The following is a 17,661-nucleotide window of genomic DNA, read 5'->3' on the forward strand; positions in this document are numbered from 1 at the left end:
CGTCGCACGGGAGGTACGCCCACATGGCGCCACGTCTGCACTGGCTCTTCGGCGACCAGCTGGGGCCGCACTTCCTCGACCCCGGCGTGCCCGTGGTGATGATCGAGGCGCGCTCGGCGTTCGCCCGGCGCCGCTCGCACCGGGCCAAGGCCCACCTCGTGCTGTCCGCGATGCGGCACCGGGCGGCGGAACTCGGCGACCGTGTGCGCTACGTGCGGGCCGGCACCTATCGCGAGGGGCTGCGCGAGGCGGCGGGCGGCGCACAGGTGACGGCGTGCCGGCCGAGCTCGCGGGCCGCGCTGCGGCTGGTGGAGTCGATGGACCGGGTCGAGGTCCTGCCGGACCGCGGATTCCTGGTGTCGCGCGAGGAGTTCACCGGCTGGCTCGAGGACCGCGGCGGGGCACGCCTGCGGCTGGAGGACTTCTACCGCTGGGTGCGCCGCTCCCACGACCTGCTGATGGACGGCGGCGAACCGGCCGGCGGCCGCTGGAACCTGGACCACGACAACCGGGAGCCGCCGCCGCGCGACCGGGACGACCTCGGGGTACCGCCGCCCTGGCGGCCGCACGAGGACGAGATCGACGAGGAGGTCCGGCGCGACCTGGACCGCTGGGAACGCGAGGGGCGGGTCCGCTTCGTCGGCCGCGACGGCCCCCGGCTGTTCCCCGTGACCCGGCGCGAGGCCCTGTCGGCGCTGCGCTCCTTCGTCGCGCACCGCTTGCCGGAGTTCGGGCGGTACGAGGACGCCATGCTCGCCGGGGACCCGGTGATGAGCCACAGCCTGCTCTCCGCCCCCCTGAACCTGGGGCTGTTGCACCCCGCCGAGTGCGTCGAGCGGGCGGAGCGCGCGTTGCGCTCCGGTGACGCGCCGCTGAACAGCGTGGAGGGCTTCGTCCGGCAGATCGCCGGATGGCGGGAGTACGTACAGCAGTTGTACTGGCACTTCGGCGCGGACTACCGGCACCGCAACGAACTGCGCCACCACACGCGGCTGCCGCGCTGGTTCCTGGAACTGGACGCGGACGCGGTGCGGGCGCGCTGCCTGTCGACGGTGCTGGCCCAGGTCCGCGACACGGGGTGGACCCACCACATCCCCCGGCTGATGGTGCTGGGCAGCCACGCGCTCCAACACGGCTGGGACCCGGCCGAGTTGACCGACTGGTTCCACCGCTGCTTCGTCGACGGCCACGACTGGGTGATGGCGCCGAACGTGGTCGGGATGTCCCAGTACGCGGACGGCGGGCTGATGACGACCAAGCCGTACACCTCGGCGGGCGCCTACATCCACCGCATGAGCGACCTGTGCGACGGCTGCGCCTACCGGCCCGCCGAACGGACGGGTGAGCGCGCCTGCCCGTACACCACCGGCTACTGGGCCTTCGTGCACCGGCACCGGGATCTGCTCGCCGCCAACCACCGTACGGCGAGGGCGGTTCGGGGCCTGGAGCGGCTGGGAAACCTGCCCGAGGTGCTGGCGCTGGAGGAGGAACGCGGGCGACGGACTCCGTGACGGTGCGCAACCCCGGGCGTGCAGCGGGTACCCGTAGACAGGTGCCCCCTGGCGATATCTACGAAAGAGAGTCACTTCGTCACTCTGAGTAGCGAACTCAATGCACTTCAGGCACGTATAGTTACCTGCGTCACACCAGTTACAGGGAACGGTTCGGGGCACCACGTGAGTCTCATACGTAGGGCCGCAGTTGGGCACTGGAGCTGGTTGCTGCCCGACGCGCAGGAGAAGTGAGGAGAAGCCATGCGACCGTTCGCGCTGATTCATGCCCGGCCGGCCACACCCGAAACATTTGTAGCGCCGTACACCTACGATTCCGCCCTGCAGCTGAACGTGCTCCCCGACGGACGCCCCGTCATCACCGACCGCGCGCTGCTGCTCGCCACGGCCGCCACCGTCTCCACCGCCGGCTCCAAGACGCACTTCGACGACTGAGTACCCCGAACCCCCATGACCGTCCTGATCCTCACCTCACCCGAGGACGTGACAGCCGACCTGGTGGTGGCGGCGCTGCACGACCGCGGGACGCCGGTGGTCCGCCTGGACCCTGCGGACCTGCCCGGCGAGGTCTCCATGTCCGCCGAGTACGTACGCGGTGACGTACGCGGGTACCTGTCGGTCCAGGAGCGCATGGTGAGCATGGACAGCGTGCGCTCCATTTGGATCCGAAGACCCGGCACACCCGGCGCCGGCGCGGCGGAGCAGTCCGAGTGGCTGACCGCCGAGGCCGGCGCGGCGCTGTACGGGGCGCTGCGCTGCGTGCGGGCCCGGTGGATGAACCACCCGGCCGCCGCGGCGCAGGCCCGTTACAAGCCATGGCAGTTGTTCACCGCGCACCACTCGGGGTTCGCGGTCCCCGCCACGCTCATCACCACCTTCCCCCAGGCGGCACGGGAGTTCGCCGAGCAGCATCCGCAGCTGGTGGTCAAGTCGGTCTCCGGCACGCACCCGGGCGATCCGCCGATGGCGCTGCCGACCACGCTGGTCGCCCCGGACGCCGACTTCTCCGCGGTCGCGGCGGGGCCGACGCTGCTGCAGCAGTACATACCCAAGGCCGCCGACATCCGCCTGACCTGCGTGGGGACGGGGTTGTTCGCGGCCCGCAAGAAGTCCGGTCCCGACCAGGTCGACGGCCGGTTCGGCAGCCCCGAGGACGCCGACTGGGAGCCCGTGGAGCCACCGGTGCGCATCGCGCGCTCGGTGCGGGAGTACATGGCCGCGGCCGGACTCGCCTACGGCGCCTTCGACTTCGCCGAGGACACCGACGGGACCTGGTGGTTCCTCGAGTGCAACCAGGGCGGCCAGTTCGGCTTCGTCGAGCTGGCGACGGGGCAGCCCATCACCGCGGCCATCGCCGACTGGCTGGCCGGCTGTCAGGATTCGCGCACACCCCACGGGGAGCCGTAGGAGGTCAGCAGGTCGAGGAAGGGACGCGGGGCCAGGGCCTCGGGGCCGAGGACGCCGCTGCCCGCCCAGGTGCCCGCGGCCATCAGCTCCAGGGCCACGACGGGGTTGACGGCCGTCTGCCAGACGACGGCCTGCGAGCCGTACTCGCGCATCGACCACTGGTTGTCGACGACGTGGTACAGGTACACCTCGCGCGCCCGGCCGTCCTTCGTCCCCTTCACCCACGTTCCGGCGCACGTCTTGCCGTGCATGCGCTCGCCCAGCGTCGCCGGGTCGGGCAGGCAGGCCGCCACGACGTCCCGCGGGCTCACCCGGACCGCCCCCCGGTCGCTCTGCACCGTGACGGGTCCGGTGCGGTCCAGGCCGAGCTGGTGGAGGGTCCTGAGGGTGCCGATGAACTCCTCCCCCAGGCCGTACTTGAAGGTCACGCGTCCGGCGTCGACCCAGCGCGGCATCAGCAGCACCTCCTCGTGCTCGATGTTCACGCAACCGACGGGCCCGATGCCCTCGGGGAAGTCGAAGACCTCCGGCTCGCTGAAGGGCTCGGTCGTGAACCAGCCGCGTCCGGCCTCGTACACCACCGGCGGGTTGAGGCACTCCTCGATGGTGGTCCAGATGCTGAACGACGGCGCGAAGTCGTAGCCGTCGACGGTGAGGTTCGCACCGTCGCGCACCCCGATCTCCTCGATCGTGTCGAACAGCTCGTCGGCGGCGTAGCGGGCGAAGACGTCCGACAGGCCCGGCTCCACGCCCATCCCGACCAGGGCCAGCCGTCCGGCCTTCTCCCACTCGGCGGCCCGCTCGAACTGGGCGTCGCCGAGCTTGACCCCGCACTCCTCATAGGGGCGCTCCGGGTGCGGGCGGGACAGCGACATCGCCATGTCGAGGTAGTCGGCGCCGGCGGCGAGGGCGGCGCCGAACAGGGGCATCACGAAGCGCGGGTCGGTGGCGTTGAGCAGGACGTCGCAGCGCCGCTCGGTGAGCAGCGCGGTGACCGCGGCCTCGTCGGAGGCGTCGACGGGAGCGGCGGAGAACCGGCCGGTCCCGTCGTCCACGGCCGCCACGGCGGCCTCGGCGCGGGCGAGGTCCCGGTCGGCGACGACCATGGCCTCGAAGAACGAGCGACGGGCGGCGATCCGGGTGATCGCGGTACCCACCCCGCCGGCCCCCACAAGCAGTACACGCATGGCTGACAAGTCTCCGTTCCGAGGCGGAGGCGCCTCTGCCCAGGGATGAAACGCCGTCCCGCGACGTATGGTCAATGGTGTTGGCATAAGCTCGACGCGGCGGGAAGGGAGGGACTCGTGCCCAAGAGGGTCGTGCAGGAGGCGGGACGCCGGCGCCGCCGCCCCACCAGGAACGGGGCGGTGCTCTCGCACCGGCTGATCGTCGACACCGCGCTGCGCATGCTGCACGAGCACGGATCGGCCGGGCTGACCGTACGGCGGCTGGGCATCGCGCTCGGTGCCGACCCGAGCACGCTGTACCGCTACTTCCGCGGCATGGACGACCTCACCCTGGCCATCGCGGACGACCTGATGGGCCGGGCGATGGAGGGCTGGGAGTCCACCGGCGTCTGGCGCACCGACCTGCGCGGCCTGGGGCTGCGCATCCACACCGCGTACCTCGCCCACCCGCAGGCGGCGGTGCTCACCGCCAGCCGGGTCTCCGGGCGCGCCCACGAGACGGCGGCCGACGAGGCGGTCCTGGGCATCCTGCGCACCGCCGGGTTCCCCGACCCCGCCGCGGTCGCGATCTACCAGGCCTTCATCGACCAGGCCCTGGCCTTCGCCGCGCTGGACGCGGCGACCCTGGCCCTCCCCGAGGCCGCCCGCGCCGCCGACCGGGACGTGTGGCGGGAGACGTACGCGCGGCTGCCGGCACGGACCCATCCGCACATCGCGGCCACCGCCGGCCTGCTGGTCGCCCGCATGAACCGCAGCGCCTACCCCACCGCCCTCGACATGCTGCTCGACAGCGCCACGGCGCGGCTGGCGGCGTCGCGGGACGACTGAGGGCTCGTCTCCCGTTCACCTCGCCTCCGCATACTGGAGGCCTGACCCGCCCGTGACCTGCGCGGGTCACGGCACGGGGCGAGGCGAGAGAGGCTGGTGGACGTGCGGGTGCTGGTCGTGGAGGACGAGGAGATGCTCGCGGACGCGACAGCCGAGGGACTGCGGCAGTGTCCCCCCTCCCGAACGAGATGACCAAGGCCGTCATCGTGTCCTCGATGGAGAGGAACCCCTTACGGGGGGGGCGGGCTGACGGTCACCGTCGCGTTGCCCGCCCGGCATGAACACGCACGCCTGAAAGGAGCGTGAGGTCCGGCGCCCACCGCCGGTTCACGCGCAGCAGTACGGAGTACGACGTATGAAACACCCCCGGACGAACCGACGCCCCGGGACGAAGCCCAGGTGGCGGGTGCTGGTGCCGCGCCTCGCGGTCCTCGCCGTCCTCGCGGTCCTCGCGGTGGGTCTGGGCTCGGTGCTGACCGAGCGGAACGCCCACGAGCGGGCGGTCCCCGCGGCCGCCCAGCACGGACCGGCCGCCCCCGCCGTGCCGTCCCGGGCGCCCACGCCGGCCCCCAGCGCTACGCCGAAGCCGACCCCGACCCGGGTGCCGGAACACGGCGACGGCAGGTTCACCAAGGCCCCCGGCACCTCGCGGACCATCGGGCACGGCACCCTGCTGCGGTACGGCGTGGAGGTCGAGGACGGCACCGGGTTCTCCGCCGCCTCGGTGGCCGCGGAGGTCGACCGCATACTCGCCGACAAGCGCGGCTGGACGACGGCCGGCGCCGCCTTCCGGCGCGTCGACACGCCGCCGTACGACTTCCTCGTGCGCCTGGCCACCCCGGACACCACGGACGCGCTGTGCGCGGTGTACGGCCTGGACACCGGCGGCGAGGTGAACTGCAGCGGCGGCAAGGACGTCGTGGTCAACCTCAAGCGCTGGGTGCTGCTGAGCCCGTACTACAAGGGCCGCCCGGCCGAGTACCGCGCCCTGATCATCAACCACGAGGTCGGGCACCGTCTCGGCCGCGGCCATCGTGGCTGCCCCGGCCCCGGGCGCCCCGCCCCGGCGATGATGCAGCAGATCAAGGGCCTCCACGGCTGCACCCCCAACGCCTGGCCGTTCGACCGCCACGGCCGCGCGATCACCGGCCCCGCCGTCCCGTGACGGCCCGGCCGTCTCGGCTCCGCGGCCTTCCGCCCGATAACGCCGAGCGGCCGCCGAGGCGCGACCCCCTCACCGGGCCGGCGCCGGTGGGCGGGCTCGCGGTGACGGAAACCCGCCTCGCCCCGGTGCCCTGCCAGAGCCCGCCCCTCCTCACGCCTCCCTGGTCCCTGACCCGCCGAGCGTGAGCACGCCGCTCCACGCGCCCAGGCCCAGGCGCCGCCACGGCCGACCCCGCACGTGCGGTCGCCCGACGGAGCGGGTCGTCTCCTTCTGCGTGGTGCGAACTCCGGGGCGGCTCACGCGGGCCAAGCCGCACCGCGCCGTGCTGCGCCGCCACCCCACGCCCCCCGGCCCGACCGGACGGGCACCGGCCTGCCGCTGCACGTGTCCCGTGAGAGGCCACCGCCCGGGCCGGTCCCCGGGAGTCGCGGACACGGACCTGTGGTGCCCAGGGGTTCCGCCCGGTCGAGTCCGCCGAAGGCCCGGGCGTCGTCCGCGCCCCGACGCCCTCTGGCGCACGGGGCGCCGCGCCGCTTTGCTGGGGTGCGGACCGCTCTGCCCGTGCCCCCGCCGTCGAGCCCGAGGACAGGACGACATGCCCGCGGAGACCACCGCACAGCCCGAGGACGCCGCTGCGGACGTCCTGCCCGTCCCCGGACCGCGCGGACTGCCGCTGATCGGCAGTCTGCCCGCCTTCGCCCGCGACCCGCTCGCCTTCTTCGTCACGCTGCGCGGGCACGGCGACCTCGTGCGCTGGCGGCTCGGCCCGCAGCGTGCGCTGTTCCTGTCCCGGCCGGAGCACATCGGCGAACTGCTGACCGGCGTCGAGACCGTCTTCCGCCATCCCGAGCTCGGCTGGGCCTTCAAGCTGGTGCTCGGGGAGGGCGTGGTCACCAGCGAGGGTCCCGCATGGCGCCGCAAGCGGGCTCTGGTGCAGCCCGCCGTCCGCCCCCGTCAGGTCCGGTCGTACGCGGCCACGATGGCGGAGAGCGCGGCGGCCACCGCGGAACGCTGGCGCGCGGGCCGGCACATCGACGTACGGCGGGAGATGCTGGCCCTCACCCAGCGGATCGCGGTGCGGACCCTGTTCGGCGCCGACACGGCGGGACGGGAGGACGTGATCGGCCGGGCGATGGACGTCGCCCAGCGCGCCATCGGCGACGAGTTCCGGGGCGTCACGCTGTTCCTGCCGCCGTGGGTTCCGACGCCGGGCCGCAGGCGGCTCAAGGCGGCGGTCCGGGTCGTCGACGCGGAGGTGGCCCGGGTCACCTCCGCCCGGCGGCGCGGCGGCAAGGAGCGCGACGACCTGCTGAGCCGGCTGCTCTCGGCCGTCGACGAGGAGGGCCGCCCGCTCACCGACCGGGAGGTCCGGGACGAGGCGGTCACGCTCTACATCGGCGGCCACGAGACCACCGGCACCACCCTCACCTGGGCCTGGTACCTGCTCGCGCGAAACCCCGCCGCGCGCGACCGGCTCACCGACGAGCTCACCCGGGTGCTGGGCGACCGCGACCCGCGCTTCGACGACCTCAAGGAACTGCGCTGGACCGAGCAGGTCGTCAAGGAGACGTTGCGGCTCTACCCTCCCGTGTGGCTGATGACCGGCATCGCCAAGGAGGACTCCGTGCTCGACGGGCGGCCGGTCCCCGAGGGGACGGTGCTGTGGTCCAGCCAGTGGAGCGCGCACCGCGACGCGCGCTGGTTCCCCGCACCCGGGGAGTTCCGGCCCGAGCGGTGGGAGGGCGAGGAGGCGGCCGCGCTGCCGGACCACGCCTGGTTCCCCTTCGGCGGCGGCGCGCGGGCCTGCCTGGGCGCCCGCTTCGCAATGGTGGAGGCGGTGCTGGTGCTGGCCACCCTGGCCCGGCGCTTCCACGTCGACGTCGACCCCGGCGAGATCCCCCCGCGCCCGGGCCTGACCCTGCAGCCGGGCCGGGAGGTGACCGCGACGCTGCGCGCCGTCTGAGCGGGCCGCCCCGCCCGTGCGGGTAGGGTCGCGACGATGGCATCGGAACCCGACGGGCTGTTCCCGCTCGACGACGTCCTGCCTCCGCGCAAGGCGGCGGGCGGCGCGTCCTTCCGCGACTCCCCCGCCGCCGCACGGCTGCTGGACGTCCGCACCGTGTACGCCGAGCCGACGGCGGCCGCCTCCCCGCGGGGGCGGGAGATCCTCGCCCGCTTCCCGGACGCCGAAGTCGTCGAGGTGCCGTCGCACTGGCGGATCCCGGGTCTGCACGGCAACGAGGGCAACGCGGCGCGCTGGGTGCGGGTGAAGACGCGGACCCTGGTCCTCGGGGTGAGGCAGACGCTGACCGTCCGCCCCAACGGCCGTTCCGCCGACTGGATCGCGCCCGGCGCCTCCAACGGCTGCGCCATGGCCTGCGCCTACTGCTACGTCCCGCGCCGCAAGGGCTACGCCAACCCGGTCACCACCTTCACCAACATCGACCGGATCGTCGGCCGCATCGCCCGGCACGTCGCCGAGCAGGGCCGCAAGCCCGAGGCCAACCAGTGCGACCCGCTGGCGTGGGTGTACGACGTCGGCGAGAACGGCGACTGCTCGGTGGACGCCCTGATCTGCGACAACACCGCCGACCTCGTGTCGGCGTTCCGGCGGTGGCCCACGGCGAAGGCGTCCTTCGCGACCAAGTTCGTCAACCCCGACCTGCTGCGGCTCGACCCCCGCGGACGCACGAGGGTCCGCTTCTCGCTGATGCCGCCCGAGGACTCCCGGCTGCTGGACGTCAGGACCAGCCCGGTGGCCGAACGGATCGCCGCCGCGGGCGACTTCCTCGAGGCCGGGTACGAGGTGCACTTCAACCTGTCGCCGGTCGTGGTGCGCCCCGGCTGGCAGGACGCGTGGGCGGAGTTGTTCCGGCACCTGGACGACGTCCTTCCGGCGGCGGTGAAGACCCAGGCCGCGGCCGAGGTGATCATGCTCACCCACAACGCCGGGCTGCACGAGGTCAACCTGGGCTGGCACCCCCGGGCCGAGGAACTGCTGTGGCGCCCCGCGCTGCAGGAGCCCAAGCGTTCGCAGAACGGGGACCTCAACGTGCGATACCGCGCGGCGGAGAAGGCGGCGTCCGTACGCCGGCTGCTGGCGCTCGCCGCGGAGCACGCACCCTGGCTCCGCGTCCGCTACGCCTTCTGAGGGTCCGCTGCGGAAGTTCCCGTCCACGGCGTGATGCAGCCCACGTACGAAACCGTTTCGTTTCGATGAGCCCGACTCTATGCTCTGACGAGTACGAAACCGTTTCGTTCAGGACGGAGAGGGTCCATGACCGCACCGGTCACCACCCGTCGCGGCAGCCGCCTCACCGCGGAACGCGAGGCCGCGGTCCACGCGAGCACGCTCGACCTGCTCCGCGAGGTCGGCTACGAGGCCCTGACCATGGACGCCGTAGCCGCCCGCGGCCACTGCAGCAAGGCCACCCTGTACCGCCAGTGGGGCGGCAAGGCCGCGCTGGTCGCCACGGCCCTGCGCCACGGGAGGCCCGTCGGCCCCGGGGACATCGACACCGGGAGCCTCCGCGGCGACCTGCGCGCCCTGCTGACCCTCGACGACGACCGGCAGCTGGAACGCGACTGCGCCCTCATGCGCGGCCTGGCCATGGCCCTGCACGGCAACCCCGACCTGATGCACGCACTGCACGAGGTCATGATCCAGCCGGAGCGCTCCGGCCTGGACACCCTGCTGCGGCGCGCCGTCGACCGCGGAGAGGTCCGGGCGGACGACCCGGCGCTCCCCTACCTCCTGCAGATGCTGCTGGGCGCCTTCTTCACCCGGAACGTGCTCGAGGACCTGCCGCCCACCCGTGCCTACCTGCTGGCCTTCCTCGACGCGGTGATCCTGCCCGCGCTCGGCCTCCGTACCGACCCCGCCTCCGACCCCGCCGCCGCGTCCGCTCCCTGACGGCGACCGTCCTCCACCGCCCCTCGAACCCGACAGGGAGTACACCCCGTGGCCACATTCCTCTACCGGACCGGCCGGTTCGCCTTCCGGCGACGGCACTTCGTCGTCCTGATCTGGGTGGCGCTGCTCGCCCTCGCCGGTGTCGGCGCCGCCAACGCGCCCGCCGCGGGCAGTTCGTCCTTCTCCGTGCCCGGCACCGAGTCCCAGAAGGCCTTCGACCTCCTCGACGAGCGCTTCCCCGGCGCCGGCGCCGACGGCGCGACCGCACGTGTGGTCTTCAAGGCCCCCGCCGGCGAGAAGATGACGGAACGCGCCAACAAGAAGGCCGTCCGGAAGGTCGTGGGCGAACTGCGGCAGGGCGCCGAAGTCGCCTCCGTCGACGACCCGTACACGGCCGGGGCGGTGAGCAAGGACCGGACGATCGCCTACGCGAGGGTGGCGTACGACGTCCCCGGCATGGAACTGCGGGACTCCTCCCGCGAGGCCCTGGAGACCGCGGCCGCGCACGCCCGCGACAGCGGGCTGACCGTGGAGATCGGCGGTGACGCGCTCCAGACGGCGCCGGAGACCGGGGCCACCGAGGTGATCGGCATCGCCGTCGCCGCCGTCGTGCTGGTGATCACCTTCGGCTCCCTGGTCTCCGCCGGACTGCCCCTGGTCACGGCACTGATCGGCGTCGGGATCGGCGTCAGCTCCATCACCGCGCTCGCGAGCACCCTCGACCTGGGGTCCACCACCTCGATCCTGGCCATGATGATCGGCCTGGCCGTTGGCATCGACTACGCCCTGTTCATCGTCTCCCGCTTCCGCGCCGAACTCGCCGAGGGGCGGCAGGGCGAGGAGGCGGCCGGACGCGCCGTCGGCACCGCGGGCTCCGCGGTGGTCTTCGCCGGGCTCACGGTCGTGATCGCGCTGGTGGGCCTGTCCGTCGTCGACATCCCGATGCTGACGAAGATGGGCGTGGCCGCCGCCGGCACGGTCGTCATCGCCGTCCTCATCGCCCTCACCCTCGTGCCCGCGCTGATCGGCTTCGCGGGCAAGCGCGTCCGTCCCGCGAACGCCGCCGGCCTCTTCCGCCGCCGCGGAGGGGACGCCCGGCACCACGCCCACCGCGTGCCCCGCGCGGAGCGCCCCAACATGGGCACCCGCTGGGCCCGGTTCGTCATCCGGCGCCCCGTCGCCGTCCTGCTGCTCTGCGTCGCGGCACTCGGCGCGGTGGCCGTGCCCGCCGGCTCGATCGAACTCGGCCTCGGCGACGACGGGTCGCAGCCCGCCTCGACGACCCAGCGCCGGGCGTACGACCTGCTCTCGGAGGGCTTCGGCCCCGGTTTCAACGGCCCGCTCGTCGTGGTCACCGACGCCAGGGGCACCGACGACCCCCGGGGCGCGGTCCGGGACGTCGCCGCGGACCTCAAGGGCCTCGACGACGTGGCGGCCGTGACCCCGGCGACCTTCAACAAGGCCGGGGACACCGCGATCATCACCGTGGTCCCCGCGTCCAAGCCGAGCAGCGGCGAGACCGAGGAACTGGTCGGCGCGATCCGCGCCGCGGGCGGCGGGATCACGGACCGCACCGGCGCCGAGGTCTCCGTCACCGGCACCACGGCGCTCAACATCGACACCTCCCAGAAGCTCACCGACGCGATGCTGCCCTACCTGGCGCTCGTCGTCGGCCTCGCCTTCCTGCTGCTGATCGTGGTGTTCCGCTCGGTCCTCGTCCCGCTGAAGGCCGCCCTCGGCTTCCTGCTCTCGGTGATGGCGGCACTCGGCGCGGTCGTCGCGGTCTTCCAGTGGGGCTGGCTCGGTTCACTGCTGGGGGTCGAGCAGACCGGCCCGATCATGTCGATGATGCCGATCTTCCTGGTGGGCGTGGTCTTCGGTCTCGCCATGGACTACGAGGTCTTCCTGGTCACGCGCATCCGCGAGGCACATGTCCACGGGGAACGGCCCGGGCAGGCCATCGTCACCGGCTTCCGGCACAGTGCCCGGGTCGTCACGGCCGCCGCGGTCATCATGATCGCCGTCTTCGCCGGCTTCATCGGATCCCACGAGGCGATGATCAAGTCGATCGGCTTCGGCCTGGCGACGGCCGTCTTCTTCGACGCCTTCGTCGTGCGGATGGCCATCGTCCCCGCGGTGCTGGCGCTGCTGGGCCGGCGGGCCTGGTGGCTGCCGTCCTGGCTGGACCGCATCCTGCCGAACGTCGACGTCGAGGGCGAGCTGCTGCGCCCCTCCGACGCGGCGGACGAGGTCGAGGCGTCGGGTCCGGCGGCCGAGCCGGAGCCGGCCCGCGCCTGACCCCGCGTACGCCCCCACCGCGTGCCCCGGCCCCGTCGCCCCCTGCGGCGGGGCCGGGGGCTGGGTAGCGTGGGGGCGGGCCGTACGAGCGCCGTACCGGCCGCGAAGGGACGGCACGCAGGTGCAGCAGGAATCGGCGGACTTCCCCGCCCTCGCCGCGCCCGGGGCGCGGGACCTCGCCGTGCTCGACGAGCGGCTGACCGGTTGCCGGGCCTGCCCGCGGCTGGTCGACTGGCGCGAGGAGACCGCCCGGGTCCGGCGCCGCGCCTACGCGGGGTGGGAGTACTGGGCCCGTCCGGTGCCGGGCTTCGGCCCGCCGGACGCCGCGCTGGCCCTGGTCGGTCTGGCCCCCGCCGCGCACGGCGGCAACCGCACCGGCCGGATGTTCACCGGCGACCGCTCCGGCGACGTGCTGTTCGAGGCCCTGCACGCCGTCGGCCTCGCCTCCCAGCCCACCTCCACGGAACGCGGCGACGGCCTGGAGCTGTACGGGGTGCGGGTGACCGCGCCCGTCCACTGCGCGCCGCCCGACAACAAGCCCACCCCGCAGGAGCGGCTGACCTGCCGCCCGTGGCTGGTGCGGGAACTGGAGCTGCTGCGGCCCACGCTGCGCGCCATCGTCGTCCTCGGCGCGTTCGGCTGGCAGGCGCTGCTGCCCGTGCTCGGCGGCGCCGGGTACCGGCTGCCGCGGCCGCTGCCGCGCTTCGGGCACGGCGCGCACGTGGAGCTGGCGGCCCCCGCGGAAGGGGAGCCGCCGCTGCACCTGTACGGCTGCTACCACGTCAGCCAGCAGAACACCTTCACCGGGCGGCTCACCCCCGCCATGCTGCGCGAGGTCCTGGCGGCGGCCGCCGAGCGGGCCGGACTGCCGGTGACCCGCTGAGGCTCAGCCCGCGGCGCGGCCCGCGGCGCGCACGATCGCGCCGGCGACCTCGGGCAGCGAGTCCGGGTGGTCCTTGAGGAACAGGTTGGGCTCGATGAGCTCCAGCTCCATCACGCGCGGCGTGCCGTCCTCAGCGTCAACCAGGTCCACCCGGGCGTAGAGCAGCTCCGGCCTGCCGGGGACGGCGGCCAGTGCCCGCTCCGCGGCGGCCAGTTCGGCCTCCGTCGGGGTCCAGGGGCGCACTCCGGGATGGGCGACCTTGCGCTGGTCGTAGCGCGTGTCCGGCGAGAGCACGGCGTTCTTGGCGATGGCGTGCAGGAAGCGGCCGCCGAGGAAGACCAGGGCGCGCTCGCCGCTGGTGTCGATCCGCGGCATGTAGGGCTGGACCATCGCGGTGATGCCCTCGTCGTGCATCCGCGCCACGTGCGCCCGCGCCTCCTCGTGCTGCCCGGGGCGGTAGCGCGCGGCGTAGCGGGCGCCCGCGCCCGCCGCGGGCTTGACCACGAACTCGTGGACGGCGGGCAGCCCGTCGGTGCCGCCGCCCGGCGGCAGGTAGCGGGTGGCGACCGCGGGAACGCCGAGGGAGGCCAGCTCGCCCAGATAGCGCTTGTCGGAGTTCCAGCGCACGACCGCGGGCGGGTTGAGCAGGGTGGTCGCGGCACCGCAGCGGTCGGCCCAGGCCAGGAACTCGCCGGTGCGCCAGGTGTAGTCCCAGGTCGAGCGTATGAGCGCCAGGTCGAACCCGGCCCATGCGACGCCGGGGTCGTTCCAGTTCACGACCGCGGCCTCGGCGCCCGCGGCGGCGACGGCGTCCCGCAGCAGGGGCAGGTCGCGATCGACGGTGCCCTCCGGGAGGTGCGCGGTCGTCACCAGGGCGATCCTCGGCTGCGGCACGGGGGCTCCTCGGGTCGGTCGGGCGGAGATCTTGCCGTCCCGCAGGCTACCCGGGCGGCATCGCCTGAGGTCACGGGGCCTGCGGGCGCGTCCGCGGCGGCGGTGCACAATGGGCGGCATGCCCAAGTCCCGCCCCGGCCGCCGTTCCGCCCCGCGCCCCCGCACCCGTCCCCTGCCGCACTCCCCCGGCGCGCCCTGCCCCTGCGGGCTGCCCGCCACGTACGGCGACTGCTGCGGCCGGTACCACTCGGGCCACGCCGCCGCCCCCACCGCCGAGGCCCTGATGCGGTCCCGCTACAGCGCCTACGCGGTGCACGACGCGGCGTACGTGCTGCGCACCTGGCACCCGGAGACCCGGCCCGCGGAGCTGGACCTCGACCACCACGTGCGCTGGGAACGGCTGGAGATCGGCGCCACCACCGACGGCAGCGCCTTCCACAGCGAGGGCACCGTCGCCTTCCGCGCGCACTACGGCCTGCGCGGCGAGCACGACGTGATGGAGGAGAACAGCCGCTTCGTCCGCCACGACGGCGCCTGGGTCTACGTGGCGCCCCTGCCCTGAGCTCGACACCGCACGACAGGGCAGCCGGGGGCGAGGAACGGGAGCGGGGAGGACGTCGTGGAGCGCGGGCCGTCGCTGGGACGCGAATTCGGATGGCTGTGGACGGCGTACGCCACGAGCACGGTGGGCACGTGGTTCGCGCTCGACGCCTTCCCGCTCATCGCCATCCGCCTGCTGCGCAGCAGCCCGGCGCAGGTGTCCTTGCTGTCCGCGGCAGGCCTGGCCGGAGCGGCGCTCATCGCGATCCCGCTCGGCCCGTGGGTGGACCGGCGCCGCAAGCGGCCCGTGATGATCGGCGCCGACCTCCTCCGGTTCGCGGTCCTGCTCTCGCTCCCGGTGGCCCATCTGGCGGGGGCGCTGACCTTCCTGCAATTGGTCCTGGTGTCGATCGTCGTCGCCGCCTCCAACGTCGTGTTCACCGCGGCGAGCGGAGCCTGTCTGAAGGCGCTGGTACGCCCGGAGCACCTGCTGAGCGCCAACGGCCGTTTCGAGTCGACGATGTGGACGGCGACGGCGCTCGGCCCGCCGTCGGGCGGTCTCGCCGTGGGGGCGTTCGGGCCCCTGGTGACCACCGTGGTGAACGCGGTCAGCTTCCTGCTGTCGGCGTTCGGGATCCGGGCGATGGGCGGTGAGGACCCGCCACCGGCGCCGAAGACGGCACGGCCCTTCCGCCCCGGCGACCTGCTGGACGGCTGGCGGCGCATCCTCGGCCACCCCACCCTGCGCCTGCTGTTCTTCAACACCACCCTGGTCAACGGCCTGATCATGGCGACCGCACCGCTGCTGGCCGTCCTCCTCCTGCGCGACCTGGGGTTCGCCCCCTGGCAGTACGGGCTCGCCTTCGGGGTGCCGTGCCTCGGCGGCCTGGTCGGCTCCCGGCTCTCACGGCGGCTGGTCCCCCGGTACGGACAGCGCCGCGTGATGGTCGCCAGCGGGGCCCTCAGGGCCTGCTGGCTCGTCGGCCTGGCCTTCGTCCGGCCCGGCCCGTGGGGTCTGGTGCTCGTCATCCTGGTCGAGTTCGGCCTGGTCACGTGCGTGGGGGTGTTCAACCCCGTCTTCGCCACCTACCGGCTCGAACACAGCCCCGCCGACCAGGTCGCCCGCGTCCTGTCGGCGTGGTCCATCACCAGCAGCGCCACCATCGCGGCGCTGACGGCCGGTTGGGGCCTGCTCGCCGCCGTCACCGGTCCCCGTACGGCCGTCGCCGCCGCCGGCGTCCTGATCCTGGGTACGGCCTTCCTGCTGCCCTACCGGCGGCGCCTCGCCGCCCCGGACCCCGTCCCGGCGACCGACCGCGTCTGAGGCGGGGAGGGCTGGCGGGGTCAACGCCCGGGGGAGGCTTCGGCGCCGGGCCCGCCCGGCCGTACCAGACCGGTCTCGTAGGCCAGGACCACCGCCTGGGCCCGGTCGCGCAACGCCAACTTGGCGAAGATGCGGGCGACGTGCGACTTCACCGTCGCCTCGCTCAGCGTCAGTTCCGCGGCCAGTTCGAGGTTGGACAGACCGCGGCCGAGCAGCGTGAGGACCTCCCGTTCGCGCGGGGTCAGGGCGGCGAGGCCGGCGTGGGCCGGAGGACCGTCCTGCGCGGCCGCCGCCCCGGAGGCGAAGCGTTCCACCAGCCTGCGCGTGATCGACGGCGCCAGCAGGGCGTCCCCGGTGTCGACGAGACGCACGGCCGCCGCCAGGTGCTCGGGCGTGACGTCCTTCAGCAGGAAGCCGCTCGCCCCCACCGACAGCGCCGTGTAGACGTAGCGGTCGAGGTCGAAGGTGGTGAGGATGAGCACCCGGCACTCCGGGATCTGCTCCAGGATGCGGCGGGTGGCCTCCAGGCCGTCCATGATGGGCATGCGGATGTCCATCAGGACGACGTCCGGCCGCAGCCGGCCCGCCTCGGCGACCGCCTCCGCGCCGTCCGCCGCCTCGCCGACCACCGTGATGCCGCGCGCGGTGAGGATGAGCCGGAAGCCGGTCCTGATGAGCGTCTGGTCGTCGGCGATGAGCACGCGGGGGGACGCCCCCGCCCCCGCCGTCACGGCCGGTCCAACGGGATGCGCGCCCTGACCCGGTAGCCACCGCCGAGACGGCGCCGGGCGTCCAGGTCTCCCCCGTACACCGCGACCCGTTCGCGCAGGCCCAACAGCCCGCGCCCGGCGCCCTCCCGGCGGCGCGGAGCGGCAGCGGGCCCGGTTCCGGTTCCGGTTCCGTTCAGCACGCTGGGGCCGGTGGTGAGCACCTCGACGCGCAGCGCGCGCTCCGCGTACCGCACCGTCACCTCCGCCTTCCCTCCGTCACCGTGCCGGAGCGCGTTGGTGAGCGCCTCCTGGATGATGCGGTACGCCGTCACGTCGACGCCCTGCGGCAGCGGGCGCGGCTCCCCGGAGACGCGCACCTCGACGGGCAGCCCGGCGAAGGAGACCCGGTCGATCAGCGCCCCCAGCCGGTCGAGTCCGGGCTGCGGGGCCAGCGCCTCGGCGCCGCCCTCACCGGCCCCGTCCGGACCGTGCTCCCCGCCCTCGTCGTCCACGCCGCCCGGGGACGGCGCCAGCAGTCCCAGCATGTGCCGCAGGTCCGTCATGGCGCCGCGCCCCGCGTCCTCGACCGAACGGAGCGCCGCCGCGGCCTCGTCCGGCATGGTGCCCAGCACCTCGCGGGCGGCCCCGGCCTGCACCACCATCAGGCTGACGTTGTGGCTGACGATGTCGTGCAACTCCCTCGCTATGCGCTCGCGTTCGGCCGCCACCGCGGTGAGCGTGGCGCTCTCCCGCTCCCGCTCCAGCAGCCAGCCGCGCTCCCCCAGGGCCGACTGCCAGCGGCGCCGCGTGCGCACCAGGGCCACCGCCAGGCACACGGCGACCGCGCACGCCGCCCCCAGCGCCGCGACCAGCACGTCCGGCTCCCCATTCGCCACGAGTTCACCTTCGCAGACGATCACCACGGGCGCATCAGCCCCTGGATGCAGGGTTCTGCATCCCCGGGATGAGATCCCCGCCAAGGTGCCATCCGGGGAGGGATG

General features: G+C 74.0%; 16 protein-coding genes. 12 read left to right on the forward strand and 4 right to left on the reverse strand.

What is annotated here, in order from left to right:
• Positions 1 to 23 precede the first annotated feature (23 nt).
• From OIE69_RS06860 to tgmB, 3 genes are all read left to right on the forward strand, one after another.
• On the forward strand, positions 24 to 1,511 hold the full coding sequence (locus tag OIE69_RS06860) for a cryptochrome/photolyase family protein (RefSeq protein WP_326571041.1): 1,488 nt from the start codon (positions 24 to 26) through the stop codon (positions 1,509 to 1,511).
• A 243-nt stretch (positions 1,512 to 1,754) separates the two neighbouring features.
• Positions 1,755 to 1,946 carry a putative ATP-grasp-modified RiPP gene (gene tgmA, locus OIE69_RS06865; protein WP_018562451.1) on the forward strand — a complete coding sequence of 64 codons (192 nt, stop codon included), beginning with the start codon at positions 1,755 to 1,757 and terminating at the stop codon, positions 1,944 to 1,946.
• Between the two features lie 15 nt (positions 1,947 to 1,961).
• A complete protein-coding gene (tgmB, locus tag OIE69_RS06870; RefSeq protein ID WP_326571042.1) occupies positions 1,962 to 2,918 on the forward strand; it encodes an ATP-grasp ribosomal peptide maturase in 957 nt (318 codons plus the stop codon).
• Here tgmB and OIE69_RS06875 read toward each other — a convergent pair.
• Complete coding sequence (locus OIE69_RS06875; protein WP_326571043.1) at positions 2,885 to 4,105, reverse strand: saccharopine dehydrogenase family protein; 1,221 nt, start codon at positions 4,103 to 4,105, stop codon at positions 2,885 to 2,887. The two genes, tgmB and OIE69_RS06875, sit on opposite strands and share 34 nt — an antisense overlap.
• A 117-nt stretch (positions 4,106 to 4,222) precedes the next feature.
• Between OIE69_RS06875 and OIE69_RS06880 the strand changes: the two genes are divergently transcribed.
• The 7 genes from OIE69_RS06880 (at position 4,223) to OIE69_RS06910 (ending at position 13,192) form a co-directional block, all read left to right on the forward strand.
• Complete coding sequence (locus tag OIE69_RS06880; protein WP_326571044.1) at positions 4,223 to 4,933, forward strand: TetR/AcrR family transcriptional regulator; 711 nt, start codon at positions 4,223 to 4,225, stop codon at positions 4,931 to 4,933.
• Between the two features lie 355 nt (positions 4,934 to 5,288).
• The gene (locus OIE69_RS06885) at positions 5,289 to 6,098 is read left to right on the forward strand and encodes a DUF3152 domain-containing protein (RefSeq protein ID WP_326571045.1); all 810 of its coding nucleotides are present in this window, start codon (positions 5,289 to 5,291) and stop codon (positions 6,096 to 6,098) included.
• Between the two features lie 595 nt (positions 6,099 to 6,693).
• Positions 6,694 to 8,061: a cytochrome P450 gene (locus OIE69_RS06890; protein WP_326571046.1), complete on the forward strand. Its 1,368-nt coding sequence runs from the start codon at positions 6,694 to 6,696 to the stop codon at positions 8,059 to 8,061.
• 36 nt (positions 8,062 to 8,097) lie between these two features.
• Positions 8,098 to 9,249 (forward strand): spore photoproduct lyase family protein, encoded by a 1,152-nt coding sequence (locus tag OIE69_RS06895; RefSeq protein ID WP_326571047.1) that lies wholly within the window; start codon positions 8,098 to 8,100, stop codon positions 9,247 to 9,249.
• Positions 9,250 to 9,375: 126 nt separating this feature from the next.
• Positions 9,376 to 10,011 (forward strand): TetR/AcrR family transcriptional regulator, encoded by a 636-nt coding sequence (locus tag OIE69_RS06900; RefSeq protein WP_326571048.1) that lies wholly within the window; start codon positions 9,376 to 9,378, stop codon positions 10,009 to 10,011.
• A gap of 48 nt (positions 10,012 to 10,059) precedes the next feature.
• Positions 10,060 to 12,309 carry an MMPL family transporter gene (locus OIE69_RS06905; protein ID WP_326571049.1) on the forward strand — a complete coding sequence of 750 codons (2,250 nt, stop codon included), beginning with the start codon at positions 10,060 to 10,062 and terminating at the stop codon, positions 12,307 to 12,309.
• Positions 12,310 to 12,430: 121 nt separating this feature from the next.
• Positions 12,431 to 13,192 (forward strand): uracil-DNA glycosylase, encoded by a 762-nt coding sequence (locus tag OIE69_RS06910; protein ID WP_326571050.1) that lies wholly within the window; start codon positions 12,431 to 12,433, stop codon positions 13,190 to 13,192.
• Between the two features lie 3 nt (positions 13,193 to 13,195).
• Here the strand turns inward: OIE69_RS06910 and OIE69_RS06915 are convergent, their stop codons facing one another.
• On the reverse strand, positions 13,196 to 14,086 hold the full coding sequence (locus tag OIE69_RS06915; RefSeq protein WP_326571051.1) for an ATP-grasp domain-containing protein: 891 nt from the start codon (positions 14,084 to 14,086) through the stop codon (positions 13,196 to 13,198).
• Between the two features lie 109 nt (positions 14,087 to 14,195).
• Between OIE69_RS06915 and OIE69_RS06920 the strand changes: the two genes are divergently transcribed.
• Together OIE69_RS06920 and OIE69_RS06925 are read left to right on the forward strand one after the other, a co-directional pair.
• Positions 14,196 to 14,648: a YchJ family protein gene (locus tag OIE69_RS06920; RefSeq protein WP_392567473.1), complete on the forward strand. Its 453-nt coding sequence runs from the start codon at positions 14,196 to 14,198 to the stop codon at positions 14,646 to 14,648.
• A 57-nt stretch (positions 14,649 to 14,705) separates the two neighbouring features.
• Positions 14,706 to 15,950 (forward strand): MFS transporter, encoded by a 1,245-nt coding sequence (locus OIE69_RS06925; protein WP_326571053.1) that lies wholly within the window; start codon positions 14,706 to 14,708, stop codon positions 15,948 to 15,950.
• A gap of 20 nt (positions 15,951 to 15,970) precedes the next feature.
• Here the strand turns inward: OIE69_RS06925 and OIE69_RS06930 are convergent, their stop codons facing one another.
• Both OIE69_RS06930 and OIE69_RS06935 read right to left on the reverse strand, forming a co-directional pair.
• Positions 15,971 to 16,681 carry a response regulator transcription factor gene (locus tag OIE69_RS06930; RefSeq protein WP_326571054.1) on the reverse strand — a complete coding sequence of 237 codons (711 nt, stop codon included), beginning with the start codon at positions 16,679 to 16,681 and terminating at the stop codon, positions 15,971 to 15,973.
• A complete protein-coding gene (locus OIE69_RS06935; protein ID WP_326571055.1) occupies positions 16,678 to 17,556 on the reverse strand; it encodes a sensor histidine kinase in 879 nt (292 codons plus the stop codon). Before OIE69_RS06935 ends, OIE69_RS06930 begins: the two co-directional genes overlap by 4 nt.
• Positions 17,557 to 17,661 lie beyond the last annotated feature (105 nt).

Source organism: Actinacidiphila glaucinigra, from assembly GCF_035918135.1.
Taxonomy (GTDB): Bacteria; Actinomycetota; Actinomycetes; order Streptomycetales; family Streptomycetaceae; genus Actinacidiphila; species Actinacidiphila glaucinigra.

What these genes read in the sequence shown, in the direction of transcription:
- OIE69_RS06920 (WP_392567473.1), top strand. Translation starts at nt 14,196, where the DNA reads ATGGGCGGCATGCCCAAGTCCCGCCCCGGCCGCCGTTCCGCCCCGCGC.
- OIE69_RS06885 (WP_326571045.1), top strand. Translation starts at nt 5,289, where the DNA reads ATGAAACACCCCCGGACGAACCGACGCCCCGGGACGAAGCCCAGGTGG.
- OIE69_RS06900 (WP_326571048.1), top strand. Translation starts at nt 9,376, where the DNA reads ATGACCGCACCGGTCACCACCCGTCGCGGCAGCCGCCTCACCGCGGAA.
- tgmB (WP_326571042.1), top strand. Translation starts at nt 1,962, where the DNA reads ATGACCGTCCTGATCCTCACCTCACCCGAGGACGTGACAGCCGACCTG.
- OIE69_RS06890 (WP_326571046.1), top strand. Translation starts at nt 6,694, where the DNA reads ATGCCCGCGGAGACCACCGCACAGCCCGAGGACGCCGCTGCGGACGTC.
- OIE69_RS06860 (WP_326571041.1), top strand. Translation starts at nt 24, where the DNA reads ATGGCGCCACGTCTGCACTGGCTCTTCGGCGACCAGCTGGGGCCGCAC.
- tgmA (WP_018562451.1), top strand. Translation starts at nt 1,755, where the DNA reads ATGCGACCGTTCGCGCTGATTCATGCCCGGCCGGCCACACCCGAAACA.
- OIE69_RS06875 (WP_326571043.1), bottom strand. Translation starts at nt 4,105, where the DNA reads ATGCGTGTACTGCTTGTGGGGGCCGGCGGGGTGGGTACCGCGATCACC.
- OIE69_RS06895 (WP_326571047.1), top strand. Translation starts at nt 8,098, where the DNA reads ATGGCATCGGAACCCGACGGGCTGTTCCCGCTCGACGACGTCCTGCCT.